Annotated in this window: 24 protein-coding genes; 2 read left to right on the forward strand and 22 right to left on the reverse strand. The window is 61.4% G+C overall.

The genetic code is table 11. The features are described 5' to 3' along the window. Positions 1-128 precede the first annotated feature (128 nt). The 11 genes from M653_RS0116930 to M653_RS0116980 all read right to left on the reverse strand — a co-directional run bounded on the left by M653_RS0116930 (position 129) and on the right by M653_RS0116980 (position 12,462). Positions 129-1,547, reverse strand: a complete 1,419-nt coding sequence (locus M653_RS0116930; RefSeq protein ID WP_027144413.1) for an FAD-dependent oxidoreductase — start codon at positions 1,545-1,547, stop codon at positions 129-131. 1 nt (position 1,548) lies between these two features. Next, positions 1,549-2,415, reverse strand: a complete 867-nt coding sequence (locus M653_RS0116935) for a PfkB family carbohydrate kinase (protein ID WP_027144414.1) — start codon at positions 2,413-2,415, stop codon at positions 1,549-1,551. Continuing rightward, positions 2,412-3,251, reverse strand: coding sequence for a TIM barrel protein (locus M653_RS0116940; RefSeq protein ID WP_027144415.1), 840 nt, complete (start codon positions 3,249-3,251; stop codon positions 2,412-2,414). Before M653_RS0116940 ends, M653_RS0116935 begins: the two co-directional genes overlap by 4 nt. Positions 3,252-3,270: 19 nt before the next feature. After that, the gene (locus tag M653_RS0116945; protein ID WP_027144416.1) at positions 3,271-4,122 is read right to left on the reverse strand and encodes a carbohydrate ABC transporter permease; all 852 of its coding nucleotides are present in this window, start codon (positions 4,120-4,122) and stop codon (positions 3,271-3,273) included. 5 nt (positions 4,123-4,127) lie between these two features. Then, positions 4,128-5,048, reverse strand: a complete 921-nt coding sequence (locus tag M653_RS0116950; RefSeq protein WP_027144417.1) for a sugar ABC transporter permease — start codon at positions 5,046-5,048, stop codon at positions 4,128-4,130. Positions 5,049-5,091: 43 nt separating this feature from the next. Continuing rightward, on the reverse strand, positions 5,092-6,414 hold the full coding sequence (locus M653_RS0116955; protein WP_027144418.1) for an ABC transporter substrate-binding protein: 1,323 nt from the start codon (positions 6,412-6,414) through the stop codon (positions 5,092-5,094). A 37-nt stretch (positions 6,415-6,451) separates the two neighbouring features. Beyond that, entirely contained in the window at positions 6,452-7,465 is a 1,014-nt protein-coding gene (locus M653_RS0116960; protein WP_027144419.1) for an SIS domain-containing protein, read from the reverse strand. 185 nt (positions 7,466-7,650) lie between these two features. Next, on the reverse strand, positions 7,651-8,673 hold the full coding sequence (locus M653_RS0116965; protein ID WP_027144420.1) for a LacI family DNA-binding transcriptional regulator: 1,023 nt from the start codon (positions 8,671-8,673) through the stop codon (positions 7,651-7,653). 161 nt (positions 8,674-8,834) lie between these two features. Then, the gene (locus M653_RS0116970) at positions 8,835-9,956 is read right to left on the reverse strand and encodes an FAD-binding oxidoreductase (RefSeq protein WP_027144421.1); all 1,122 of its coding nucleotides are present in this window, start codon (positions 9,954-9,956) and stop codon (positions 8,835-8,837) included. Positions 9,957-10,027: 71 nt separating this feature from the next. Continuing rightward, positions 10,028-11,557, reverse strand: a complete 1,530-nt coding sequence (locus M653_RS1000000138105; protein WP_027144422.1) for an amino acid ABC transporter permease/ATP-binding protein — start codon at positions 11,555-11,557, stop codon at positions 10,028-10,030. Positions 11,558-11,649: 92 nt separating this feature from the next. After that, positions 11,650-12,462 (reverse strand): ABC transporter substrate-binding protein, encoded by an 813-nt coding sequence (locus M653_RS0116980; RefSeq protein ID WP_027144423.1) that lies wholly within the window; start codon positions 12,460-12,462, stop codon positions 11,650-11,652. Positions 12,463-12,679: 217 nt separating this feature from the next. Here M653_RS0116980 and M653_RS0116985 point away from each other — a divergent pair, with 217 nt between their 5' ends. Together M653_RS0116985 and M653_RS0116990 are read left to right on the forward strand one after the other, a co-directional pair. Further along, positions 12,680-13,756, forward strand: coding sequence for a LacI family DNA-binding transcriptional regulator (locus M653_RS0116985; RefSeq protein WP_027144424.1), 1,077 nt, complete (start codon positions 12,680-12,682; stop codon positions 13,754-13,756). A gap of 120 nt (positions 13,757-13,876) precedes the next feature. Continuing rightward, positions 13,877-14,260 (forward strand): VOC family protein, encoded by a 384-nt coding sequence (locus M653_RS0116990; RefSeq protein WP_027144425.1) that lies wholly within the window; start codon positions 13,877-13,879, stop codon positions 14,258-14,260. Between the two features lie 396 nt (positions 14,261-14,656). Here M653_RS0116990 and M653_RS01000000132805 read toward each other — a convergent pair whose 3' ends face one another. From M653_RS01000000132805 to M653_RS0117050, 11 genes are all read right to left on the reverse strand, one after another. Then, positions 14,657-16,648: a type IV secretory system conjugative DNA transfer family protein gene (locus M653_RS01000000132805; protein ID WP_084636731.1), complete on the reverse strand. Its 1,992-nt coding sequence runs from the start codon at positions 16,646-16,648 to the stop codon at positions 14,657-14,659. Then, positions 16,645-17,664, reverse strand: a complete 1,020-nt coding sequence (gene virB11, locus M653_RS0117000; protein WP_027144426.1) for a P-type DNA transfer ATPase VirB11 — start codon at positions 17,662-17,664, stop codon at positions 16,645-16,647. Before virB11 ends, M653_RS01000000132805 begins: the two co-directional genes overlap by 4 nt. Continuing rightward, the gene (gene virB10 / locus M653_RS0117005) at positions 17,645-18,853 is read right to left on the reverse strand and encodes a type IV secretion system protein VirB10 (protein WP_027144427.1); all 1,209 of its coding nucleotides are present in this window, start codon (positions 18,851-18,853) and stop codon (positions 17,645-17,647) included. The genes virB11 and virB10 overlap by 20 nt, the downstream gene beginning before the upstream one ends. After that, on the reverse strand, positions 18,853-19,665 hold the full coding sequence (virB9, locus tag M653_RS0117010) for a P-type conjugative transfer protein VirB9 (RefSeq protein ID WP_156938212.1): 813 nt from the start codon (positions 19,663-19,665) through the stop codon (positions 18,853-18,855). The genes virB10 and virB9 overlap by 1 nt, the downstream gene beginning before the upstream one ends. Next, complete coding sequence (locus tag M653_RS0117015; protein WP_027144429.1) at positions 19,665-20,357, reverse strand: type IV secretion system protein; 693 nt, start codon at positions 20,355-20,357, stop codon at positions 19,665-19,667. The genes virB9 and M653_RS0117015 overlap by 1 nt, the downstream gene beginning before the upstream one ends. A 45-nt stretch (positions 20,358-20,402) precedes the next feature. Then, positions 20,403-21,404, reverse strand: a complete 1,002-nt coding sequence (locus tag M653_RS0117020; protein ID WP_027144430.1) for a type IV secretion system protein — start codon at positions 21,402-21,404, stop codon at positions 20,403-20,405. Positions 21,405-21,632: 228 nt separating this feature from the next. Continuing rightward, positions 21,633-22,328, reverse strand: a complete 696-nt coding sequence (locus tag M653_RS0117030) for a type IV secretion system protein (RefSeq protein WP_027144432.1) — start codon at positions 22,326-22,328, stop codon at positions 21,633-21,635. Beyond that, positions 22,325-23,392, reverse strand: coding sequence for a lytic transglycosylase domain-containing protein (locus M653_RS0117035; RefSeq protein ID WP_027144433.1), 1,068 nt, complete (start codon positions 23,390-23,392; stop codon positions 22,325-22,327). The genes M653_RS0117030 and M653_RS0117035 overlap by 4 nt, the downstream gene beginning before the upstream one ends. After that, positions 23,392-25,806, reverse strand: coding sequence for a VirB4 family type IV secretion system protein (locus M653_RS0117040; RefSeq protein ID WP_027144434.1), 2,415 nt, complete (start codon positions 25,804-25,806; stop codon positions 23,392-23,394). Before M653_RS0117040 ends, M653_RS0117035 begins: the two co-directional genes overlap by 1 nt. Positions 25,807-25,808: 2 nt before the next feature. Beyond that, positions 25,809-26,108: a VirB3 family type IV secretion system protein gene (locus tag M653_RS0117045; RefSeq protein WP_027144435.1), complete on the reverse strand. Its 300-nt coding sequence runs from the start codon at positions 26,106-26,108 to the stop codon at positions 25,809-25,811. Between the two features lie 3 nt (positions 26,109-26,111). After that, complete coding sequence (locus tag M653_RS0117050; RefSeq protein ID WP_027144436.1) at positions 26,112-26,450, reverse strand: TrbC/VirB2 family protein; 339 nt, start codon at positions 26,448-26,450, stop codon at positions 26,112-26,114. Between the last annotated feature and the right edge of the window lie 4 nt (positions 26,451-26,454).

Genomic DNA, 26,454 nt, shown 5'->3' on the forward strand with positions numbered 1-26,454 from the left:
ATCTCCTGCGGCAGGTTTTTTGCCCCGTCCACTGACGCTATATAGCGTCGATAAGTGCGGCATTCAAGGTTAGCCAAATTCCCGGAATCGGACAGTCTGGCGACGTGACCCGAAGGGACTTGGCATAATTAATGCTCGCCGCCTCCCGGCGTGAGTTCCGACAGGAATCTGGTCAGCACGCCTGGCTTCTCATCGCGGATCTCGGCGCCGTTCCGGCGCGCGATCGCGGCGCGCACAAGCTTGGCGCCGAGATAGCGGAACGGTTCCGGCGGCATCGTCTTGCGCCGATCGAGCCCCACCAGCCCACTGCCGCTCCAGCGATCCTTCCGTTCCAGCACAAGGCTGGCGAGAATGCGGCCGCCGATCGGGGTCTGGGCAATGCCGGTCCCGTTGTAGCCCATGCCAAAGACAATGTTGGGATGTCCGTTCAAGTGATCGAAGACGGGGACATGCTCCGGCACGCAGTCGACAGGGCCCGCCCAATCATAGTCGATCGGCACCCCTCGCAGCTCGGGGTAGACGCGGCCCAGCTCCCGAATGTTGTCGCGTCCACGTTCTGGGCTGCGGTTGAAGCTTTGGCCGAATTTGCCGGCATAGGCGATGTTGCCGCTGCCGCGACCGAAGACCACGCGGCCCTTCGGGGTGCGCTGGTAGTAGAGGACCTGGCGCTGCGAGTCGCAGATGGAAGCTCCGTCACGCCAGCGGATCCGGTCGAGCAAGTCAGGGATTTCCGCAGTCGCGACCACCTGGCTTGCGACCACGTAAAGATGCCGTCGAAGTTCGGGCAGCGCCGACAACCACGCATTGGCCGCCAGCACGACCTTCTCGGCACGCACTTCACCCTGCGCGGTCTGGACCTGGCAGGTCCTGCCCGGCAGGATTTCGGTGACGGGACTGCGCTCATGGACGACCACGCCGCGATCGATCGCCAGGTCGCGCAGGCCGGTGGCCAGCTTGGCTGGATGGACGGTCCCGGCGTTCGGCTCGACAACGCCGGCATAGGATGCGGAAGACCCGGTCCGCTGCTTGATCTCCTCGCCGGTCAGCTGCCGGAAGCGATTGGCCCCGGCCGCCTCGGTCATCGCGACAGCGCGGTTCCAAGCCCCCTCTTGGGCGGAGGAACTGGCCGTCCATAGCCAGCCGTCGAGACGAAGATCCATATCGATCGTGCCGTCGCGCTGAAGTTTCTCCAACTCGGCGATGGCATCGACGCTATGGGCGCAAAGCTCACGCCCCTCCTCCTCGCCGACAACGGCGCTGATCTGGTCGAGCTCGGCGAACCAGGAATGCACCTGTCCGCCATTGCGCCCTGAAGCGCCGGAGCCGCACTGATCCGCCTCAACCACCATGATACGGGTTTCGGGAGCTAGATCGCGGATTCGCAACGCCGTCCACAGCCCGGTATAGCCGCCACCGACGATCACCACGTCGGCCCGCTCGCCGCCGACCAAGGGTTGCGTCGCCGGGGCAGCGGCAATGTCCTGCAGCCAGAACGACCGATCGGCTGGCGCCGCGACGGCCGGCTGTCTCATCCGTAAAATGGCCATGTCAGACCCTCGTCTCGCGATTGATCACGTCGGCATATTTCAGCGGCAGCCAGTCTGGGATCGGGCGCGGCTCCTGCGGGAAGCCGCCGAGATGCGTGCAGGTCCTGCTGGCATAGAAAGAAGCTTTTCGCATGGCTCCATCGGCGTCGAGACCCGCGAAACAGAACGCGGTGATGAAGGTGGCGATAAAGCTGTCTCCCGCCCCACACGTGTCGACCACGGCGGTCGGCGACGCCTCGGCGTGGCGAACGCCTTGGCTGTCGCAGAAATAGGCGCCCCGGCTGCCGCAGGTAAGCACGACCTGGCGCGCACCAGCCGACCGCAGCGCGGCCATGACGGGCTCGACCGGCACGCTCGGCTCGTCTGGACCGGAGGCGAAGACGAGAGGCACGCCCTGCAGCGGCAAGGCCAGATGCGCGGTCGAGACGTCGACACTGAACGGCACATGCTCGCGAACCAGGCGGCGCACGAGATCTTTGTTGGCGTTGGTGCCCAGATGCACCCAGTCGGCTTTCGATACGACCCCCCAGTTGTGCGGCGCGGGCATGTAGTTCTCGCCGACGCCGAAGGATTCGAACAGGAAAGTACGGTCGCCCGACTGGTCGCGCAGCAGGGTCACCGCCGTATCGCCGGGGATCATCTCGACGTCGTCGCGGAACAGCCCGGCGGTCTCGACCTCGCGGAGCGTTATCTCGCCTTCCGGATCATCGCCCACGGCGCCGAAATAGCGCACACTCCAGCCATTGCGTCGCCATTGAACGGCAACGTTGAGGGCGTTCCCGCCCACGGTCAGGAGGTCCTTGTTGAGATAGACGTCGAGGCAGTTGTCACCGACAGCGACCAGGTTGGGCGATGCTCTTCCGGTCATGCTGCTGTCGACGCCCACGTCATGTGGGGCTCAATGGCCTTGAGATTGCGGTTCCATGCCGCAACCGGGTCGAGCGCGTAGGAGCCGTTTCCGAACGGCTCGAAGGTCATTTTTCCCCGATAACCCGACGCTGCGAGCTCGTCGAGATACTGGCCGATCGGAAGCTTCCCATCACCCCAGACAAGGTGTCCCGCGGGGAGCCCGTCGACAATCTGGACATGTGCCAGGCGCGGCCCGAACAGCCTGACATAATCGGCCACGGTGTCGCCGGCCGTGGCCATGCCGACCGTGTCCAGGACCACGTCTATGGTGTCGGCGCCGATCTGGTCGAGCATTCGGCACAGGCCCGACGCATTGGTGACGACGTTGGTTTCGACGCGGTGCAGCGGCTCGAGCAGGCAGCGCACGCCGACCGAGGCCGTATAGGCGGCGATCTCTGCAAGCGACTGGGCTGAGCGCGCCCATGCGTCTTGGGGCGGGTCGTGTTCGTATCCACGCCCGGACGTCAGGAACAGATATTTGGCGCCCAGTTCAGCGCATATGTCGGCCGCGCGGCAGAACCGCCTGACACTGTCGCGGCGGTATGCGCCGGCGCCCGACGCGATGTTGATCGGATAGATCACCTGCTCGGGCGTGAAGCCGTTGCGCGCAACAATGTCCCGAACCGATCGAACTTGCGCGTCGGTCGCATGAAACAGGTCGAGATGCGGTGCGATGACCCAAAGCTCGATCTCCTTGAAGCCGAAGCCGCGAAGGATCTCGGCAACGTGTTCGAACGCGTAATGCTGGAAGGCGAAGTTGGCCCCAATCAGTTGGTCGACCTTGATCTGCGGCATGGATGTCTTTCCCGGTGATTTATTTGCCGATGCCTTCGGAGAGGCCGCGGATGAAATACCGCTGTGCGGCGAAGAACAGCAGGACGATCGGCAGGGCCGAGATCGTCATCGCCGCGAAGACGACGCCGTAATTTGTGCCGTTCTTGGACATCAGCGAGGTGAGGCCGACGGGCAGCGTCTGCACCGCCGATCCGTTGGTGAAGACCATCGCGAACAAATATTCGTTCCAGGCGAATAGAACGTGGAGGATGATGCAGGAGATGATGATCGGCTGGCACAGCGGCAGGATGATGCGCCAGAAGATCTGCCCCTCGCTGGCGCCGTCGATGCGGGCCGCCTCGTCGAGATCCTTCGGCAGCCCAAGCATGTAGGCGCGGATCAGGAAGGTGCTGAACGGGATCCGGAACGCCGTGTAGAGGATGATCAGCGCCCAGTAGGTGTTGTAGAGGCCGATGGCCTGCAGCATCCGCACCAGGGGAATGAGCGCCACGGTCGGGCTGAGCATGAGGCCGCCAAGGACAAGGCCGACGATAAGCGGCTTGCCGGGCATTGGCGTTCGCGTCAATCCATAGGCGGTCCAGGCGCTGATGAGCACCGTGCAGATCGCCGAAGCGACGGTCACCAGCAGGCTCGATACCAGATAGTCGCGGACGCCTCGGTTCCAGGCCTGCACATAGTTGCCCCAGGTCCACCGCGACGGCAGCGCGAACGGGTCACCGAAGATCTGCCCATTGTCCTTGAAGCCGTTGAGCGCCATCCAGAGCAGCGGATAAAGGACGACGATGCCGAGACAGATCAGGAACGAGTACAGAAAGGCCCTTGCAAGAGCGCCCCCGAAGGTCGGTCGCGGGGTACGTCCGTTGGCCGTCATCACCGTCACAGCTCGACCCTCCGGCGCCTGGTGTACCAAAGCTGGGCCGCTCCGGTGATCATGGTCACGACGAAGATCACGGCGGCGATCGCGGCGCCGTAGCCGAAATTGTTCTGTATGAATCCCTGCTGGTAAAGCCATGTGCCAAGCACCTGGCTGCGGTTGTTGGGGCCGCCGGCGGTCATGACCATAACCTCGTTGAACACCTGGAACGCGCCGGTGATCGTGACGATGATCATCAGGCCAGTCATCTCGCGGGTCAGAGGCAGCGTCACACTGCACAGTCTGCGCAGCGGACCGGCTCCGTCCATGACGGCGGCATCGTAGAGATCGCGCGGAATTTTCTGGATGGCGATCGCAAACAGGAGCGTCGAATAGCCAAAGCCCTGCCATTGGCTCATCGCGATGATCGCGTAGATCGCCGTATCCTCGTTGCCGAGCCAGGGCTGGATGAGCTGTTCCAGACCAATGCGCCTGAGGCCGGCACTCAAGAGGCCGATATCCGGCTGGTAGATGAAATAGAACAACAGGCCGGTCACAGTGATCGAGATCGCGGAAGGAATAAAATAAATCGCCCGCCAGAAGCGCCTTTGCCGCTCGCTGCCCAGCCCCTCGATCAGCGCCGCCAGGACGAAGGCGCCACCGACCTGGAAGATAATGGAGATCAAGGCGTAGAGCGTGTTGTTCCACAACGCCACCCAGACGACCGGATCATGCAGCAGCCGCTCATAATTGGCGAGGCCGATATTCGTGGTCTCGCCGGTAAAGATATCCTCGTCGGTGGTGCTGACGATAAAGTTGTCGACGATCGGGTAGTACACGAACCAGCCGACCAGGATCACGGCAACTGCGACCCAGCGGAGCGAGCTCCAGTGGCGGAACCGGCGGCCGGCTTTCGCCGCCGGCTCGCCCGCGGCGTTGCTCAAGCCAGCGTCTTCCATTCTGGCCAGGCCGGAGTTCGCCATAGGCCTATTTCGACGCCGCGGCAGCCTGCTTGACCTGCTCCATTACCTGCTCAGGCGTCATGGAGCCGCCGGTGAGGGCCTGCAGGCTGGACAGCCAAGCGGAGGCCACGCGCGGCGGGTTCACCGTGTCCAGCCATGGCATCAGGTAGGAAGCGGAGGCGATCTCCTTGAGGCCGGCCACGACGGAAGGGTTCATGTTGGCTTCCGAAGCCCCGCCGATGGTCGCGCTGGGCTGCCCATAGGGTGGAGCTGAGAGCACCTGGCCATTCTGCTTGGACGTAACGAATTTCATGAAGTCGATCGCCAGCGGGATGTTTTTGGAGGCGGAACTAATCATGTAGCCTTCCGGCGCGCCTTCGATCGCTTTCGCGTCGCCCTTTGCGCCGTTTGGCACAGGCAGGGTGAAGAAGCCCAGATCGGATACTTTCAAAGCGGAATCCGCCGACGCGCTCTGATCGAACTCGATGATCTCCTGGTAGTACATGGCCGATTTTGTGTTGCTGAAGGTCTGGATAGCCGACGAATAGGATGTGCCGTTCACGGAAGCGCCGCCATCCGTGCAACTGTCGATGAGCTGCTTGTATTGGGTGAGTGCGGCGACATAGCCCGGGTCGCTGTATTCCGCCGTACGCGGGTCGAAATCTTTCTCGAGAGCCGCCTGCGGGATGTCGTAGGCGAGCAGCTGGCCCACATAGTGGATTGCCGGCCAGGATTCCTTGTTGCCGAAAGAGATCGGCGTCACGCCCGATTTCCGAACCGTCTCGCACGACGACAGGAGTTCTTCGAAGGTCTTGGGCGCGCTTAGGCCGAGCTTTGAGAACGCCTGCTTGTTGTAGCCCATGAACTTCGCGTCGAGGTAGAGCGGAACGCCGTAATATTTGCCGTTGTACATGAAGGCCTGAACCGCCGCTGGTGTCAGCGTCTTGCCCCACTCGGTGTCTGGTCCAATGACCGGGGTCAGGTCGACGGCGCGATGGCCTCGCACGAAGTTTCCACCCCAACTGCCGGTCCAGGAAAAGTAGATGTCCGGCAGCGAGTTCGACGCGACCAGTGTTTTGGTCTTGTCCTTGACGCTGTCGTCACTTTCCTGGATGAGTTCGACTTTCACGCCGGGATGAAGCTTCTCGTATTCCTGGGCGAGGCCGACGAAGTAGGGCGCCAACTGCTGGGCGCCGAACTTCGTCAGGACCGACAGCGTTCCCTGATAGTCGACCTTCGCGTTCGGATCGGCCTGGACCGCCTCGGCACCAATACCTTGTCCCATTGTCAGACCCAGTGCCGATGCTGCGGCAAGCGCGGCCATCCCAGCTTGTGTCGAATATTTCATGATCAGTTCCCTTCTTCGTTTTTATGAGGTGAGGTGATCAGTATTCGACGCGCTTGTAGTAGCGGCGCGTCGTCAGCGGGTGATTGCGCAATGCTTCCAGATGCGCGCTCACGCGTTCCAGCAACGTCGCAAGCACGATCGGCGAGATCAGTTTGCGGACAGCAGGCGAGATGCCGGGCAGCTCGACCGATGCGGCATCCAGAACGTGCACCTTGTCGGTGTATCGCTTGATGAAATTTTCGACGCGATCACCCAGCGGACGGCTGGCATCTTCGCCCTTGAAGAGGAATACACTCACGCCCGGTTCGACCAGCTCCAGCGTGCCATGAAAAAAGTCGGCGGCGTGGACCGGCCTGGTCCTGATCCACTGCATCTCCTCCAGAATGCACATGCCGTAATAGTAGGCTTGCGGCCAGACGGAGCCGGCACCGGTAAAGATGTGATAGGTTTCGTTCTTGATCGTGTCGGCCAGTTTCGCCGCGCTGTCTTCGTAGGCGACCTTTGCCTCAACCAACAGTTCCGGCAGTCTCTTGAGCTCGGCAATCGTGGCGTCGAAGTCCTCGTATTCGCCGCGCTCGGCCAGCAATGCCAGCACGATCAGCAGCGACTGCAGATAGAAGGACTCCGAAGAGGTGTCGTCCTCCGCGAAGTTCGTGAAAGTGAAATCGGCTTCCCTGGCAAGCGGCGTGTCGGAATGGCCGGTGAGCGAGAGCGTGCGCACGCCTTTCTGCTTCAGGAAGGAAAGCAGCTGCACGCTTTCCCTAGTCGTGCCCGACAGCGAGGGGATGACCACGAGCGACTTCCGGTCCAGCCCGGCAGGTGGGTCAAGCACGACCTGGGCCGGATATTCCCCCCGCACCGGGAAGCTCGTACGGCGCTCGGCCAGCTCGATCGCGGGAAGGGTCAGAAGCTGCACGCCACCGGTCCCCATGAAATAGAGCCGCTCGACGCCCTCGGCGAGCTGTCGGCGTATCAACGCCCTCGCCTTCTCGGCAAAGGAGACGGCTCCACTCTGGATCTTGATGAAGCGGTCTTTGTCAAAGTTGAGCATGCAGGTCTTCCTCGTATTTTCTTCGGCAGTGCGTCCGCTCGTTGCAGGCACCCCGGCAGATCACCACGGCCACATCGATCCGGCTGATTGTGAGATCGATCTCACACATTTAACGCACGCATTTTGGCGATTGGCAAGTCCCCCTTGTCGGACGAATCTGCGGATGAGCCTATTTGATCGGGCGATCAGCGCCCGTGCAGTTGCGAGACCGAGCCGCGAACAATGAGACGCGTCGGGAAGCGCGTGTGCCGCGGGGCCAGCTTCTTGCCGGCCAGACGATCGAGCAGCATTTTCGCGGCAAGCGGTCCTATCTCGGATGTGGGCTGCGCGACGACGGTGATCTGGGGATCGGTGAAAGTTGCGAGATTAAAATCGTCGAAACCAACCAGCGAAACGTCGTGCGGGATCGACAGCCCCATCGAGCGCAGGCCGAGCAACGCGCCTTGGGTCATCAGGCTGTCCACGGTGAACACGGCGGTCGGGCGATCGCGGCGGCTGAACAGTCGGATGGTGGCTTCGATGGCATGTTCCACAGTTGATCGCGACACACTAACCAGCCAGGGGTCCAAGGCAATGCCGTGCGAAACAAGAGAATTCTGATAGCCCGCAAAACGCTCCTGCGCGGTGAAGATGCGCGATTCGTCCCGCAACAAGCCGATTCGCTCGTGACCATTAGCGACAAGATAATCCACGGCCTCGCGCGCGCCGCCCTCATTGTCGACGATAACACTGTCGCAGTGCACCTCCTTGACGACGCGATCGATCAGGACGACTGGCGTGCCCTCACGGGCGAGCTGCACGATATGCTGGCTGTCCGTCGCGGAGGTGGGTGCGAGAATGAAGCCCCGGATGCTGAGCGAGCGCAGGCTCTCGAGCAGTTCCTTTTCCTGTTCGACATTCTCCTCGCTGCTGGCGATCAGGAGATTGTGGCGATGTCTGCGCAGTTCGGCCTCGATGTCATGAGCGATGCGCGCGAAGAACGGGTTCTGAATGTCGCCGGGAATGAAGCCGACGATCGGCAACTGCCCGCTGCGCAGGGCCTGCGCCACGAGGTTGGCGCGATAGCCCAGTCGCTCGGCCGCTTCCAGCACGCGCAACGCCGTCCCGTCGCCGACGTAACCATAACTGTTGAGCGCCCGCGCCGCCGTGGCGCGCGAAACGTTGGCTGCGGCGGCAACGTCTTTCAAGGTGATCCCTTTCTGCGTCACGATCCTTGTGCTCCTGAGACCTGGGCATTGGCTCAGGCCGCCCCTTCGACGGGCTTTGAGCAGCTCTTGTGCCGCATATTGGTGCCTGGCTGCAACCGGCGCCGGACTCCGGCGTTCGGAGTTCGCGAACAGGTAAGATCGCAAGCTTTAGGAGCGCTTCCTCAAGCGAACCGAGCCGGCCGGAAATTGGCCAGCAACGGGTGTTCATTTCCGGTGGCGATCTCGCCTGCAAGCAGTTCTCCGGCGATCAGCCCGAGCGTCGCGCCGCTGTGACTGAAGGCAACGTAATATCCCTCAATGTCGTTCAGCCGGCCGAGAACGGGCTCGCCATCGCCCGGGATCGGCTTGGGGCCGACCCCGTAGCTTTCCAACTCCAGCTTCGGATTGCCCTCAAGCACCTTCGAGGCTTCTTCGAGGAGCCCCTGAAGGGTCGAAGCCTTCACTCCATAAGTGCCGTCGGAATTGACGATTACCTCTTCTTCGGACCACGCGGAATCGAGTGCGAGAGCTCCGTTTGGCGTCGGGCGCACGGCAACTCGCGGCGTGTTGAGGACCGCCCGAAGTGGCAGAGCGGCAGGCTTGGTCCTGACCAGCAATGCGATCGGCGTTCCGTCCGGAATGTGCTGGCCGGTTTGCGCCACCGTGCGCGGCACCTCGCTGCCCGTCGCCAAAAGGACTGCGTCAGCAGCAAATGTGGCGCCCGTCGCTGTGCTGACACCAGTGACGCGCCCATCGGCGACTGTCACCGTTGCGCGCCCGGCGTCGGTGACGAGCTGACCGCCCCGCCCTACGAATTCCGCCACAAGCAGTTTGATCAACGCCGGCAGATCGACCCAGCCCTCACCCGGGTTGAAGATCGCCCCCTGGGGCGTGACGGCGTTTACCGCGACGCCGGGCGTGGCTGAAGGGATGTCGCCTGCGCGCAAATGCCGTGCGTCATATCCGAGGCTCTTTTCATGGGCGAAAGCTTCCATGATCTCATTCGAGACGTCGTCGGCATCCCAAGTCAACCCGCCGTCGAAACGCAGCCAGGCAGCATCCGGGTATTTTGCCGACAAGGTCCGGTAGCGGTCTATACCGACCATGCGCAGCCGATGATACTCAGCCGAACGCACACGTGCGGAGTTGAGCCAGGCGAGCGAGCGTCCGGACGCTCCACTGGCCAGCGGTCCGTCGTTGACGAGGATGGTTTCGATGCCGAGCCGCGAGAGATGAAGCGCGGACGAGACGCCGAAAATGCCGCCGCCGACAACGACAACTTTTGAGACCAGGTGTGTAGGCATGGAATATTCTTTCGCTGTGGAGAATGAACGGTGTGAGCGGACCGGGTCGCCCTGGTTTCTTCGGCTTCAGATCAAAGCACTTCGTCCAGGAAGTGCTTTAGACGCGAGCTCTTGGGGGTGTCGAAAACCGCTGCCGGCGGGCCACCCTCAACGACGCGGCCTTCGTCCATGAAAATGACCTGGTCCGCGACCTTGCGGGCAAAGCCCATTTCATGGGTCACGACGACCATCGTCATGCCGCGCTGACCGAGGTCCGCCATCAAGTTGAGCACGCCTTTGACCAGTTCGGGATCGAGGGCGCTGGTCACTTCATCAAACAGGATGACCTCCGGATCCATTGCAAGCGCGCGGGCGATTGCCACACGCTGCTGCTGACCGCCGGAAAGACTGCCGGGGCGATGGTGTTTGCGAGCAGCAAGGCCGACATCGGCAAGACGTGCCTCGGCGATGCGTTCGGCTTCCTGAGCCGGAATGCCCTTGACCTTGGTCAGCGACAGCGTGACGTTTTCAAGGGCGGTGTGATCCGGGAAAAGATTGAATTGTTGAAACACCATGCCGACGCGCCGCCGCAGCTTCTCGGGTTTCATAGCCAAGATGCTCGCCCCATCGAGCAACACATCGCCGCCCTTGGGTTCGACCAGACGATTAAGGCAACGCAACAGGGTCGACTTGCCTGAACCCGAGGGACCGATGATGCAGGTGACTGTGCCTGGCTTGACCGTCAGGCTGACGCTCTTGAGGACGTCGAGCTCTCCATAGGCCATATCCAGATTGCTGACGACGAGGCTGCCGCCCTTGAACAGGGGACGCGCCGAACCTGCGTCTGAAGTTGGACCGCTGGCGGCGCCTTCCAGTTCGCTCACCTCGGCCAGGCCACTTGTGACCACGCCAGCTTTTTGCTTTCCCGTCCGCAGCCGGTTGTCGATGTGATTGACCACATGGGTTAACGGCACGGTTATGACCAGATAGAAGACGCCCGCCAGCAGCAATGGTGACAGATTTCCGGTGACCACCGCCTGATCCTGACCGACACGGAAAATTTCGCGCTCCGATGCGAGCAGGCCGAGAAAATAGACGAGGCTCGAATCTTTGACGTTGCCTATGAACTGGTTGACCAGGGCCGGCAGGACGCGCCGGATGCCTTGAGGGACCACGATCAGGCGCATGGCTTGGCCGTAGCTCATGCTGAGCGCCCTGCAGGCCTCCATTTGGCCGCGCTCCACGCTCTGGATGCCCGAGCGGAAGATCTCGCCGATATAAGCGCCAGCGATCAAGCTGAGCGCAAGAATGCCAAGCGGATAGGGCGAAGGGCCGAAGATTTCGCGGCCGATACGGGCAAAACCCTGGCCGATCAGCAGGATCGTGACGATCGCCGGAAGCCCGCGGAAGACATCCGTATAGATTCGGGCCGGAATGCGCAGCCAACGCGATTGCGAAATGCCCATGATCGCCAGGACCATGCCTATCGCCACGCCGAGCACCGTTGAGGCGGCCGCAAGGATCAAGGTGTTTTTCAAACCGATGGTGATCATGCTCGGCAGCACGTCAGCCATGGCCTGCCAGTCGAGAAAACTGCGACGCAGGTTTTCAAGCCAGTTCATTCGGTCCCTTTCTCATTGCGCTGTGATGCGAACCCATCGGAGTGCGGCCAGTAGGTTTCCAGCCGCCGGCCCGGAGGCGGCGGCTGGGGCGGTCACTTCTTGGGGAGATACTGATCGGGCATTGGCGAACCGGGGAACCACTTTTCATGAAGTGTCTTCCACGTGCCGTCCTGCATGGCTGCATGTAGGGCGGTGTTCAGCGCGTTGCGCAGCTTGTCGTTGCCTTTGCGAATGACGAAGCCTGCCGGCGCGTCGAACGACGGAATATTGACTGCAATCTTCAGCTCCGGGTAGCGCTGGCCATAGTCCTTGGCCGCCTCGTAATCGAGAAAATGAGCCTCTACCGTGCCGTTGTTGAGCGCCGAGACGGCCGAGTTGTTGTCGGGGAATTTGACCAGATCGGTTCCGACGAAATTCTTCGCAGCATAGATCTCCTGCAGCGTGCCCTGCACGACGCCAAGACGCTTGCCCTTGAGCCCGTCAGCCGATGTGATCGTCTTGTCGGCGGTCAGGACCGACAGGTAGCCGGCGAGATAGCCGTCCGAAAAATCAACGGTCTTCTTTCTAGCTTCCGTCGTGCCGATCGCAGCCACCGCGACGTCGAAGCGCCCATTGGCAACCGACGGCATCAGGGCCGAAAATTCCTGGCCGGTGAAGATTACCTGATCCGGTTTGAAGCCAAGTCGGCTCGCCACATTCCGGAACAGTTCAATGTCAAAACCCGTGAAAGTGCCATCGGACTGGGTAAAGGCGTAGGGCTTCGCATCGCCCATCGTGCCAACGCTGATGACGTTGGCATCGATAAGGCCGTAGGGATTATCTTCCGCCGCTTTGGCGTGCGAACCAAAAGCTGCTCCGACACACGTAATTGTAAGTGCCAATGCCCTCGCCCGGGCCGGCGACATCAGCCATTTGAGAATTCTGAACTTGCTCACGTCTTCTCTCCACTCTGAAGGTCTGTTCTTGTTGGGCCGCCTTTCAGTCGCCTCGGCTCTGGCAAGCGGCCTCTCGCGGTGTAGTGCTCCCGCAAAAGAGACCGGTTTCTACATGCTGAGACCGGTCTCTTTTGTAAGACTATCGACCGATTGACCTCCCGTCAACATTTCTTGTAGTCGTTATCCGATGACGAAAGCCCCCTCCAGAGCTCGACCCAAAACGGTCGCCGACGTTGCCCGAGCGGCAAACGTTTCGAAAGCGACGGCCGCCCGCGTGCTGGGCGGGTATGGCGTCGTCAGCGACACAGTCCGTGCCAGTGTCACGGCAGCCGCCAAGGCTCTCGATTACCGACCGAACGAACTCGCCCGCAGCATGACGACCGGCAGGTCGGACATCATTGGGGTGGTCGTCGGCGATATCGAGAATCCGTTCTTCAGTCTCGCCGTCCGAGGCATCAGCGATGCGGCGAAAGCGGCCGGCTTCAATGTCATTCTGGCGAATTCCGGCGAGAAGATCGAAGCGGAAAAGGCCGCTGTACGGCTACTGATCGGCAAGCGCGTCGACGGGCTGATTGTGACGCCTTCGGAGTCACGCGACATCACCCATCTGCGCGACATCCATCGATCCGGCCGGCCGCTTGCTCTGCTTGACCGAGCCCTGCCCGAGCTCGATGTCGACACTGTCACTGTTGACGATCGCGAGGCCGCCATACGGGCGACGCGAGTGCTGATAGACGCAGGCCATCGCAACATCGCCTATGTCACCGCGGTGGAAGGCAACGGCCACGAATACTTCGATCTGCGGCAAATCTACACGTCCTCGGTCCGGGAGCGCATCGATGGCTTCCTCGCCGCTTGCAGGGACGCCGGAATCGATCGACCTGAGCGCCACGTCCGGCTCGGCGCGACAAGCTTCGAAGCGACACGCAGGCTGGCGGACGAACTTCTTTCCGGTTCTGAACGACCTACGGCGATCCTTGCCTCCGACAGTGTGATTGCGCTGGAAATCCTCAGGGCTATTCGTCAACGCGGCATGAGGATTCCCGACGACATTTCGTTGATCACCTTTCATGATGCGGATTGGACCGGTGTGACAACTCCGCCGATCACCGTCGTAGACCAGCCGGTCTATGCACTTGGCCACACTGTCGCGGAACTGCTCATTCGCCGCCTGAAAGGCGATATTAAACCACCGGAAAGGCTGGTCCTGCGGACCGCCATCATCAACAGAGGTTCCGTGGGTCCACCACCTGTCAGGTGGTGATCTCGTTGGAGATCACGCCCACCAGGCCAAGCCGGCGCTCGGGAATGGCGAGGTCAACAAACGCTCGGCGTCCCGGTGGTGACCTTGGCCTCAAATTGCAACTTGGATAAGGTTCGTGGCATGCTGGATGCCATTCACCACGTTGCGCTGATCTGCACCGACTACGATCGGTCGCGACGGTTCTATGTCGAACTCCTGGGCCTCGATCTGATCCGGGAGGTTTATCGGGAGGAGCGGCAGTCATGGAAAGCGGATCTGCGGATCGGGTCTGTCCAGCTGGAATTGTTCTCCTTCCCTGCGCCAGTGATGCGGCCGTCCCATCCGGAGGCGACAGGTCTGAGACATCTGGCATTTGCCGTTGCCAATCTTGACCCCGTAATTCACCGCCTGGAAAGCGCCGGCGTTGCCGTTGAGCCAATCCGGATCGACCAATATACCGGGCAACGATTTACCTTTTTCAACGACCCGGATCGATTGCCGCTGGAACTCTACGAGGCGCTATAAAGGTCCGCTCTCGTTGCTACGCGTGGAGGCGCGAACGCCGAAATCAGCCAACCCGGGTTAGATCGAGAGGCTCCGCCGCTTGTCAACAGGCCGGGCGCTCTGCGCCTTGTTCACGCAACCGGGGCGCCAATCTCTGGTCCCAAAAGGTGCCGTGTCGTCTCGACGCAATCGCAAAGGATCCGCTGCAATGTGAACGGCGGTGGGCCGTTCTGATCAAAAAAATGGCTAGCAGCAGAATCGGGCATTGAGCAATCCCAGGTCCTGCCGTGCCGGGCCGGAGGCGCGACCCTTTGACGTATTCGTCCTCTGCTTTAAGATTTTATGAATCGGCGATTGAGCTGTGCTGCAGGTCCGATCACTGCCAATCTTCATCAGTCAGATCGCTTGGCCGTGCCGTTACAAAGCTCGTGCCGCTGTTGATGCGGCCTGACTACATGCATCGTCTTCCTGCCCGGTTGGATCGTCAGGGACGATTTCATCGAAAATGGCGGACCAATTCCACTTTGTCTTGCCGACTGAATCTTCCGATGCCATGGTCGTCAGACGTTTGAGTTTTCGTGCCGCAGAGCCAAAACGAGCTTCTATCGCGGCTCCGGAAGGGGGCGCAGCTTCGACCGGATTGTTCTCGTGTCCAGCGTCCTGCGGATGGGCCGTGCTGAGCGCTGGGGCAGGATGATCTTCGGAGGCGCCTGACCTGGAAGAATAGACGTCTGTGAGTGCAGGTATCGCAGCCCGCGGCAGCAGTTCCGCCGCCGGAACATCGGGGGGATTGGACTGTGAGAACCGCTCCATTGCCTTGAAAGGAGCCATCGCAAAAAAGCGCAACTTGTCTGCCAGAATAGGCCCCTGCCCTTCTACCAGGATGATCATCTTATCGGCGGGCATTTGCCTGACCTCCTGCGGCATCATCAGGTCGCGTTCGCGCACCTGTTCGACTTTGGTGCGGCGATGCAGCCCCATCAGTTCGATCGTTCGGGACTCTGTCGTGTAGCGCACTGTCTTCTTACCCAGCCCCCTTGAAACGCTCTCGGCCGTGACCTGATCGTTGGCGCCGAGCACAAGCTGATAACCGCAATTGCCCATAAGCGAATGGCGGGCGGTTTCGCCGTAGATCTCATCGAAGTTCTTGATGTCCTGGATGATGAAGGCCATCTTTATGTTGTAGCCGGCCACATAGGGAAGCTTGCTGGTGATCTCCGTGACCTTTCTCAGCTGCCGAAACTCGTCCAGCAGAAAGTAGATGGGCAGCGAGTTCGGCTCCTGCCTGAGCAGCAGCGTGTCGAGCGTCTGTTGCACAAAAAGCGATAGCAACGGCTTCAGCATCGCCACGTCGGTGATGTTGGGCGCCAGATAGATCGAGATCGGCCGATGCTTCAGCGCACGAAGATCCATGTCGGTGACGTTGGTGGCGGCGACCACGCGCTCGTTGCGAAAGGGCCGCAGAGCCTTCTGCACGTCGAGCAGCGCGGAGGCGGCGGCGCGCTCCGACAGCGCGATATAGGCGTTGAAGCTTTCGAGCGTGAAACGCGACAGGTTCGGCTCCTTTTCCTTAATGAGGGTCATCAGGGCCTGGAGATCGACGCCGCTGTTGAAGAATGAAGTCACCTCGCCAAGATCGCGGCGGCCGCGGTAGAAGTCGCTCTCGTTCACGTAGCTGATGGCGCCAGCCAGTACCAGCTGTGCGGTCGCCTGCCAGATCGCGTTCTCGGAATCGGCACTCTCCGGGACGAGAATGCTCGCTATGTTGAGGATGTCCGTTGTGCGATCGCCCCGGTCGGGCCGGATGAAGTCGAGCGGATTGTAACGATGTGTTCTTTCGCTACCCGGGGCAAACAGGAACACCTGGTTTCCTTTTGCCTTGCGATACCCCGCCGTGGAACGGAAGATTTCGCCCTTGAGGTCGGTCACGATCATCGACCCCTGGTGGGTGAGTGCATTTGGAATGACGTAGCCGGTTCCCTTCCCCGAGCGCGTCGGACCGATCACCAGATGGTGGCGCTCGTCATGAACGCGAAGCACATGGCGGCCGTAGCGCCCCAGAATGTGTCCGTGGCGCCGGAACCACCGGCCACGCCGTAGCGAAGTCGCGTTTTGAAAACGAGCATTGCCAAGCGGTTCAGAAACACGTTTCAAACCGAGATAGCAGATCGCTGCGGCGACAAGGATCGAGACTGCGGCTGCGCACAGACTGATCCGCTGCAAGACGGCATTATGTGGGTAACGGGCAAGCTGCTGGAGTGCCGCGAACGGATTGGTTGTTGCCGTGACCTGCAGGATACGGCCGTCTCCGTACAGCAGCTGTAGCGACAGGCCGTAGACAAGCAGCCAGACGACAAAGCCAATCGCGAGGCAGAAAACGAGATAGGCGATGCGCAGCGTGCCAGTCATGATCGGTTCATTTTGGAGAAATAGATTTCCGACACGCCGCGCCGTCCGCCATCGCGCCTCAGCTGGACGACGATCGGGATGACGCTGCGAATGTAGGAGATAAGGTCGGCCTTTGAGTAAGCTGCCGACACTCCCGATTGCATCACCATCATGGCGAGCTGCTCATAGGCCCCGCCAGGCGTGTCGGCGTGGACTGTTGACATCGAGCCTGGATGGCCCGTGTTGATGGCACGCAAGAACGAGAACGCCTCGACTCCCCTCACCTCGCCAACGAACAGCCGGTCCGGGCGCATGCGCAGCGATGCCTCGAGCAGGTTCTGGATCGTGACATTCGCCGTGCCCTGATCGCCTTTGGATGAAAGCAGGTGAACGGTGTTGCGCTGTGGAGGAAACAGCTCGCGCGTGTCTTCCAGCGTGATCAGGCGCTCGCGCTCGTGAATGGCCTTGAGGCAGGCGTTCATGAATGTGGTCTTGCCGCTCGAAGTGCCACCACTGATCAGGATGGAGACGCGGCCGAGAATGGCGGTACGGACAAAGCCATAGGCGTCGTCCTTGCGCAAGAGCTCTATCAAGCCGCGATCGGCATCGTTCATGCCGCTGATCGCAACCGAAACCTTATCGAATGCGCCGGCGTTGCGATAATCCTCAAGCGTGAACTGGCCCACGACTTGTTTGCGGATTGAAACCGCGCCCCCCTGGGGCGCTGCCGGCGGCAGCACGAACTGGATTCGCTCTCCGGTGGGAAGTGCTGCGCTGAGGATCGGATTGGCGGGACCGATAAACTGATTGGTGGCGGCCGCTACCCGTTCACCCATGTGGACGATCTCGGAGGCGGTGAGGTTTGGAACATGATGGTATTCCATGTGGTCGGCACCAAGCCGCTCGACATAGACATGGCCAGGTTTGTTGATCGAGATCTCCACGACTTGTGGATCTGTCAGCAGCGGCTTGAGCGGTTCGAGAGACCGGTCAAGGAAATAGTGCCGGTCATTGGGGTCAGTTGAAGCCGCGCTCATGGCGAATTTCCTCCAATGCCTCTGCGACCGGGTCATCATAGATGGCGGAAAAATCGAGGTCCTGGCGCACGAAAACGAAAATCCGCTCGCCTTGCGGCACGCTGATCGTGGGCGGGATTTTCAGGCTCTCGCCAAGCGCCTGATTGGCCATGTCCGAGAACGTCTGGGCGATGGTCGAGCGTGCGATATCCTCGGCGCGCTTTGCCTCGTCGCTGCCGCCGGTAGCGGCCTGGCTACCATAGCCGGTCAGATAGCTGGCGCCGCCGCCCACGATGGAAAGCAGGATGGCCGCACCGAAGCGCTCCCGAAACTTGGTGTCAACGCGGCCGGTAAGCCCGGAGCGACCAAGACTGTCGGCGCCGATGGAGTTCAGGCGGACACTGACACCGTCATCGCGAAGCAATCGCGTCCAGATGACGAAGATCCGCCTCTGGCCGCGGGTGATTTCGGACTGGTATTCGCCGATCAGCCGCGTGCCAGTCGGGATAAGAAGGCGCCGGCCGTCGAACGAATAGACGTCATCGGCGACGATGGCGCGGATCTGACCCGGAAGGTCGCTGACGATCGCCGTCTCGAGAATGCCGCGAATGAGCGTGCCTTCCCCAATCAAAGCATCGATGCGGGCGATCTTCGTGGCCCGGGCCGAGCGATCGCCGATGCTGGCCGCTGCCGAGAGGAACTTGCTGTTGCGGTCTTCGCCGGCAACGGCGCGCGTCTGCATGTTCTCGGTCGCCGCGCCTTTGTCTTCCTCGATGGAACCCTTCTCGTCGAAGACGATCATTTTGGAACGAAAGCGTTTGGGAAACTCATCGTCGGGGGCTGCGGCACGTTCAGGAGCAGACAAAGGCGCTGGCGGCGGCGGAACTTCAAAAGGCGTCGCCTCAGGACTTGGCCCTGCTGCGGGCGGTGGCGGCGGCAATTCGATCACTTCGGGCGCGGTGGGCTTGGCGGGCTGTTCTCGCTCACGCATGAACGAAGGCGGCCGGAAACCCGTGGTCGAGAATTCCTCGTCGCCAGTAGGCGCGTGGCCCTGCGACGGTTGACGCCCAGCCAAGGTAAAATAGCCCGCGACAAGGCCCAAAAGGATCAGGCCGACGCCACCGGCAAGGTGCTTGCGCCGCATGGAGCGATCGGCAACAGCGGGATCGTCATTGCCGGCCAAAGCCTCTAGTTCGGCACTTCGCTGGATCAATTCCCGCTCCTCCCGCGGACCTTCGCCTTGTCGTCTTGCACTGGAGACAGCACATTGGAATCGGGCGCGCCGAAGTCGGGCTTTCGCAGATTGAAGATGCACAGCCACTGATTGCCGTCGCGCAGCGTGAATTGGGCGGCCACACCGTCGACCACGATGTACTCGCCCTCCTTACGAAAGTTCCTCAGCGTCTCCGAGAAGTCGGAATTGACAGCGAAGATCGCAGGGGCGCGCCGGCCGAAGCGGAAGAAAGTCTTGATGCCGTCATCGAAGAGCAAGGATGGCTTCAGCCGCTCATCGCCGGAAAATGAATAGTCGATGTTGACATTAGCTTTGTCGATGGCGGCGATGTTGGGCCAAGCCGCGCGCTGTTCGGCTTCGCTCCTCAGCGCGGCGTCGCGGTCCTTCTCCGGATACGCGAAACGGATGCCGAACACCTGCCTGCCTCCAGCGGACGCATTGTCATGCAATTCCAGAAAGTAGATGCGCCTGCTGGTCACGACATTCATGTTCGTTGTGACGTTCCTGGCGACCGGCTTGACGAAAAGGACGTTGCCCTTCGCCGCCGGAACGACCTGCCAGCTTTCGCTGTCGCCGAGCGATATGGTTTCGAACTTCTCGTCTTCGTCGAAGACGATCATTGTCGATATCCCATAGGTGGCAAAGACTTGGACAACGTTGTTTTCCTGATAGGTGACGCTGGTGATGCGGGCGTCCAGGCGACCGCCCTTGGGCGTCTGCGCGGCCAGCGCCGGGCAGGTGCACTGGACCAGGATCAGATATGCGACCACGACCAGACCGCGTGCCATCATTCGACGCCCAATGTCACCGTTTCCTGGTCGCGACGGTAGCTGTAGACTTGGAAGCCGAGCGGATTTTCGAAGCGCCATTCGTTCTTGAGCGGACTCTCGGTGTAGCGAAATCGCACCACCGAAATCCAATGCCTGTCGATCGCTTCGGTCTCGCTCTTTTCGGTGGTCGAGAAGCGCACGATCGCCGTGCTGCCGTTGGGAAAACTGACGGACTTGATATCGACAAGGACGCGCTTCAGCCGCCCATATACTTTCGCCGGATTTTGCGCGTTGGCGGCGCTGAACTGCATCTGCAGGTCGCGCGCCGCCTCGCCAGTCGACAAGAGCGCCGCGATCCCGAAATATTCATCGATTGCAAAAGGATCATATCCCTCGCGGTTGCGAATGTAGCGAACGACATTGGCCTGGGTGACAGCCTCCTCATCGCTCAGATCAGAGCTCCGCGTCAGTCCCGACTTGACCTCGATGTAGCCAGTGTTCTTGTCGACCTCGACCAGATAGGGCTCGAAACTCTTCAGCGGCAGCATCAGCACCAGCGCCAGCAACGCAAGGGCTGCGATGGCGGCAAATACCAGCGTGCACAACCACGCGATGCGGCTGGAGCGTTTGGCGCTCTTGAAGATCTCGTGCTCCCAGACGTCACCGTCCTGGAAATAGGATCGCAGCTTTTCGTCGAAGGATTCTGCCATTGGACGTCGCGGATCGTTGGAGGATAATTCTGTTGCGTTTTGGTGTTATCGCGTCTGCGCGTTGGCGCTGATGGCGCGCTGCATGGCCTCGCGCGACAGCGTTTGAGGGCTGCGCAGTCTGGCCTGCACACGATTGACCGCGGCCTGCATTTGCCTGGCCGAGCCGGCGACAGCGGCGCGCCCGGACAGGATGCCATGGCCGGTGAGGGCTCGTGAACGCTGACCGACCGGCATTGCGAGCCCGCCGACGATGCCTTGTGCCAGCGACTGGATCTGGAAGAGAACGAAGCTGCCGGCCAGGCACAACATCACGAAGGCTGCAAGATCGCTGAGCTTCAGCTCGCGATTGCCCGAGATCTGGTTGATTTTGGTCAGTTCCGGCGCCATCGCCGCAATCAGGAAGGCGGCGATCACGTAGACGAACAGGGGGATAAGCGCGTAGAGCAGGGACTGGTTCAACCATCCCATCGCATAGTTGCGCGTCACATCGAAGAACATGCAGGCGATGAAGATCGGAGCAGTGCCAAGCAGAACCCACAGGATCACCTTGGCCAGCACCAGGATGCCCAGCGCGACGGAGACGAACAGCCCGGCAAAGGCCATGATGATCATGCCGATCAAGGCGGGCAGTACGGAGAAATAGCCGGCCTGTTCGGAAAATGTCGACGCCGCCAGGTTGGCGGTCTGCCAGATCTCCGACAGGCCATTGCTCGGTTCCGTCACCCCGGTGCCCGATGCGGCCAGTATGGCGCGCCCCGCCGCCTCCGGGACCTTGGTGATCCAGACATAGACCAGAGTCTGGAAATGCGACCAGGTGCTGACCAGAACGAGGATCACCATGACGCGGGCGATGCGGCCAACGATCTCGGCGGCGCTGACCTTCGACGTTCCCAGAACCAGTTGCGCTCCGTAGAACAGCACGACCAGCATGAACAAAAGACGAAGCAGCGGCTCGATGTCTCTGCTCAGAACCTGAAATGCGCGCTCGGAGAAATTCTCGCCGGAAGCATCGATGCGCTGCAGCAGTTCGCCGATGAAATTGTCCACGTTCGCCCTATTCAGATCGAGAAGGAAGCTCGCCGATTATTGCCCATGCCGCCGGACTGTCGGGGTTGACCGCCCGCATCGGCCCGCATTCAAGATCGGCGCCCTGCGCCGCATAGGCCGTCTCAAGGGCCGGCCGTTTGCAGGGCGCGGATTTCTCCTTTGGCGTGCCGCACCCGGCAAGCAGCAGCGCCAGGAGGCTCACCGCGATCGGTCCGTTCCGGCTTCGTATCATTCGTAGGTCAGCGCCTTCTTGGTGTTCGAGATATCGGTTAGCCGGCGCTGGTTCTCGGCCTGCAATGCCTGGACGGCACCGTTCATGACGCCGATCATTTCGTTCAGCGTCAGTCCGGTCTGGACCTGTAATTGTGTGTTCTGGTCGATCGAGCCCTTGATGTCCTGAGCCTGGCCGATCCCCTGCCCGGCGCGCTCGAGCGCGGCACGCCGCGTTTCGACAGCCTGTCGCGAGCCTGTGATCAGCGCCGACACGCCGAGCACCGTCTTGACCATTTCCTGGTAGGATTTGTCGCTGGCGAAAGAGCTCTGCTCTTTGCCTGACAGTGATTTCACCAGCTGCATGCCGTTGATGAACATGGTCGCCGCTTTGGCGATTTCCGGGCCCATGGAGCCAAAATCCGGTACGCCGTTTTGAAGCAGGCTATCGAAAGACGGTATCGAGGAGACGCTGAAACCGTCGCCGATCGCCAGGTCCTTGAGCGACCCGGCGTCGCTGCCGCGGTTGCCGGTGACCGCCTGCAGGGTCTTTTCGACGGTGGTCAAGATATCCTTGTTGGTGTCCAGGATTTTCGCCGTCTTGTCGGCGGTGTCCTTGGCGACGGCATAATTCGTCCTGTCGATCACCGCAATATCGGCTTTGGCCGGCGTGATGATCGCAGCCGCGGTTACAAATGCTAGAGTCCGTATCATTGGAGACCTCCTTTGTTGGGCTTGAGAAGCAGCTCGACGTCCCGTTCGAGCTTCTGCACGCAGGCTTGCGCTTGGCTGCTCCAGATCAGACCGGCGCGCGCATCGCAAAAGCCGGTTGTCTGATCATCGGGCTTCGGATGGCTGCCCGAACGGCTGGCCCCCGAAAGCTCGCTGAGCGTCACCGCGTTGTTCGAATTGACCAGGTCGGCAAAACTGGCGCCGAGTTGGATCAGCCGGTTCAGCATTTCGAGATTGGCGTTGCGCGTGCCGGAATTCTGGTCCCAGCTGTCTTGAACCGTGCCGGTGGCAGCCGTGCCGAGCTGCTGATACCAGGACGCGACATCGCCTGAGCCGGCGCCGACCGCACTGGTCAGCCCCATGGCATTCAAGGTCGCGGTGCGCATGCCGTCATAGGCGGAGCCAGTGCCGCCATAGTTCAACGGAATGCCGGACTTGTCTGAGCCGCCAAAGGCCGGCAGCCACCTCTGCGTTATCGCCGCGACATAGCCCTGCGTCTCTCTGAATGGCGGGATGCCGCCGTACTTTTCGACGTTGCCGGCACCTGCGTTATACGCGGCCAGCGCAAGCGAGGCGTTTCCATTGAAGCGTCTGAGCTGCTGCTTGAAGTAACGCGCCCCGCCACGCAGGTTCTGCTCGATGCTGTTTGCATCGACGCCAAGCTCGGTGGCGGTTCCCGGCATCAGCTGTGCCAGCCCGATAGCGCCAGCGCTCGATCTTGCGCAGGGGTTGAACCTGCTCTCCTGGTAGACCAGGGCAAGAAACTGGTTCTCGTTGACGCCCTCCTCGCGGGCGACGCGGCGAACGAGGCCAGCGATGGACGGATTGGCGTTCGCCGCGGCAACCGGATCGTCCTTGCGGCCTGGCCGATACATCGCGCAGGTGACGCTTTGATCGACGCTGTAGCGGTCGCGATCGGCCTTCTCGATCGCCGTGACATTGCCGTTGCGATCCTTTCGCCGTTCGAGCACCGAGCCGTCGATGATCGCCACATCGGCGGCCGAGGGCGAGGCAAGAAGCAGCAGAAGCAGGGGAAGACGCCGCATCATATGGAAGCCTCCCAGCCACAGAATTCCGCCAACCACAGCCCGGGGGCGTCACCCAGGCGCGCTCGCAAGGCCGCGCATGCCTCGACGGTCTCCTTGCGGCCCGACAGGATCTTGAGGATGTCGGGCATGGTCGAGAGATCGAGGCGGGCAATGACGGAATCGTTGCCGTGCTTGATGAGGAAGGTGCGCCGCTCCGGTGGCGTGTTCCTGACAAAGGTGAACTCCTTGGCGGTCAGCCCGAAGCGGCCGACATAGCTCTCCTCATCGGCGCGCGGATTGGGAAAGTGCAGGTTGGTCGAGGACTGCTCGATGAGGGTGTGCGACTGTGGCGCCTTGGCGATATCGGCTGCCGACTGCGTTCCGAAGCCGACGATCCCGTTCAGTTTGCGGATCGTCTTCATCTTGTCGACGATGTAGCCGGAGAAAGCCTTGTCCTGCAGAAGCTTCCAGCCCTCGTCCATGAAGATCAGGACAGGATCCCCGGTCAGCAGTTCTTCGAGACGGTGATAGAGATACATCAGTGCAGGCGTGCGCGCCTCGGCATTGTCCAGCACATGCGTCATGTCGAAACCGAAGATGCGGCTGCCGGAGAAGGACAGCACGTCGCGCGGCGCATTGAACAGCCAAGCCTTCTCCCCCTCGAACCAGGGCCTGAGGCGGGACTGGAGATCGTTGGCGTTGGAGCGCGATCGTCCCATCAGCAGAGCCGACAGGTTGGCGAACGTGCGCTGTGGCGCCGGCACCTGGCAGATGCGGGCGATCGCGCCTTCAAGCGTGTGCTCTTCCTCCTGCGAGAAGCCGCGGCCGTCGGCGGGTTGCAGCATCGACTTGATCAGCCGCAGCAGGAATTCGCGGTTGGCCGGCGTATTTTCCATCTGCAGCGGGTTGAATCCGGTGGGGACGCCAGGCTCCAGCACTTCATAATTTCCACCCACCGCGCGAATGAAGATCTCGGCACCGCGGTCTTTGTCGAAGAAGACCGCGCGGGGCTCAGGCGAGATGCGAAGCGCCTGCGCGAGCAGGAAGCTGAGCACCACGGTCTTGCCCGAACCGGTCGGCCCAGTGACCAGGAAATGGCCGATGTCGCGCTGGTGGAAGTTGAACCAGTAAGGCGTCTGCGATGTCGTCTCCAGGATCGCAATCGGCAAGCCCCAGTGATTGCCCGTGGCCCTGCCGGTCGCGAAATTGTGCATGGAGGAAAAGCCGGCGAAATTGGCGCTCGACAGCATGGAAGAACGCGCGATGTAGCTGTGGTTGCCCGGCAGCTGTGCCCAGAATGAGGCCTCCATATTGAGGTCTTCGCGCAGCCAGGGGATGTTCATGTCGGTGAGGCAGGCGCCGAGTTCGGAGACGGATCTGTCGACGCCGGCAAGGTCGCGCGCCAGACACAGAAGGCTGAAATGATGATAGCCGAACACCGCCTCCTGGTTGACCAGGCTGTTGAAGGCAAAGTCGATGTCGGTCTCGACCGTGCTGCCCGCTTCGTCAGACGCCTGGATCTGCCGCTGCAGTCTTGCGATCCGCTCTTGCGCGATCGGCTTGTCAGCGATGGTGAATGATTGGGTGAGGATGAATTCGTGGTTGAGCTGCAGCAGCCCGTCCAGCATGCCCGGCCCTGAAAAGGGCGGGTATTCCTTGATCGACAGCATCGCGCCGAAGCGATGCTCAGCCAATATCGGACCCTGCGCCTGCAGCGTCCTTTTGGAAAAGTGCAGCCGCGAGGTGCCGACATAGTTGCGGATCGCCATGCGCGGCAGCCGCATCGGGCCGGACGTCCCGCAGGTCAGAAGCGCGTTGAAGAACCCGCACGGCTCCGAATAAGGCTGGCCGTCGCAGTAGACGATGCCAAGCGGCCGGGCCCCATATTTCTGCAGGTCGCGCGTGAGGTTGGAGACCACTTCCTCCAGCTCGTTGATGCGCTCGTGAACCTGCTGCGTCTGGCTGTCCTTGTCACGGGTGCGGCTGAACAGGCCAGACAGGCTGTCGGCTACTGCGAGCGCGCCACGCATGCGCGAGCGCACGACGGTGAGATACAGCTCGTTTGTGAACATGCGGCGCTGCTTGAGCTCAGCCATGTAGCGTGAGTTGAGCAGATCACAGAACGGGTCCGAGAAAGAGCCGCCGATCTCCGGAACGACTTGTCTGCGGATGACGGTCGACCACAGCGAAAACCGGCTCGAGCCAAGCGCCCGGATCATGGTGTTCTGCACGCTGGCGCGCATGTTGAGTTCGGCCTGGTCCTCGGTCTGGAAGAACAGGCCGTCGAGCTTGATGACGCTGAGCAGCGCTCCGCTTTCAAGACCGATCACAGTGTTGGCGAGGTGGCGCATGTAAGGCACGTGCATGGCCACCGGTCTGTCGCGACGCCGTTCGCGTCCAAAGCCCAGTTGTTCGGCGACAACGTTGAGCATGATCAGGCTCCGTAGGAGTTGGTTTGCCAAAAAATCCTGTTTGGCGTGCGCGGTGTCCGGCGACCCGCGGTCTGGGCCAGATCAAGGATGCGCACGTCACGGCTGCAGAGCGCAAACAGGGCGAGGTAGGTGACAGGCGCGATTGCGGCTGCCCAGAAGCTGCTGGTCACCAGGAACGCGATGAGCGTGATGCCGACGATGATGTAGAAAGCATTGAGCGGAATCCCCCACATCATCGGCGGTCGGGTGAGCCCAATGACCAGAGGCGTCAGTTGCGGCCTGTCTTCGGGACGATCGCTCATCGCTCAGTTCCCGACAGCCGATATCATCTGATCGACGATCGCCGGCGCGCCGAACACCAGCCCGATGCCGATCACCACGGCGCCGGCGGTGAACCAGGACAGGCGTCCGGCGAAGGCCAGGAAGCCAAGGCCGATGACCGCAATGATGGCGAGCAGACGTCCGAACGGGCCGGTTATGAAATCGACGATCATCTGCACGGCCGTCTCGAGCGGTGCGAAGGCGCCGGAGGTCTGCGCAACGGCCGGCTCGGCAATGGCGCACAGCGATAGGCCCAGGGCCAAGGCGGCGCCAGCAATTCGAAATGTTCGTGGCCGGCGAGCGTTCGAGAAGCCTCGCTTCATGTCT

Source organism: Mesorhizobium sp. WSM3626 (assembly GCF_000513935.1).
In the GTDB taxonomy this organism is placed as follows: Bacteria; Pseudomonadota; Alphaproteobacteria; order Rhizobiales; family Rhizobiaceae; genus Mesorhizobium; species Mesorhizobium salmacidum.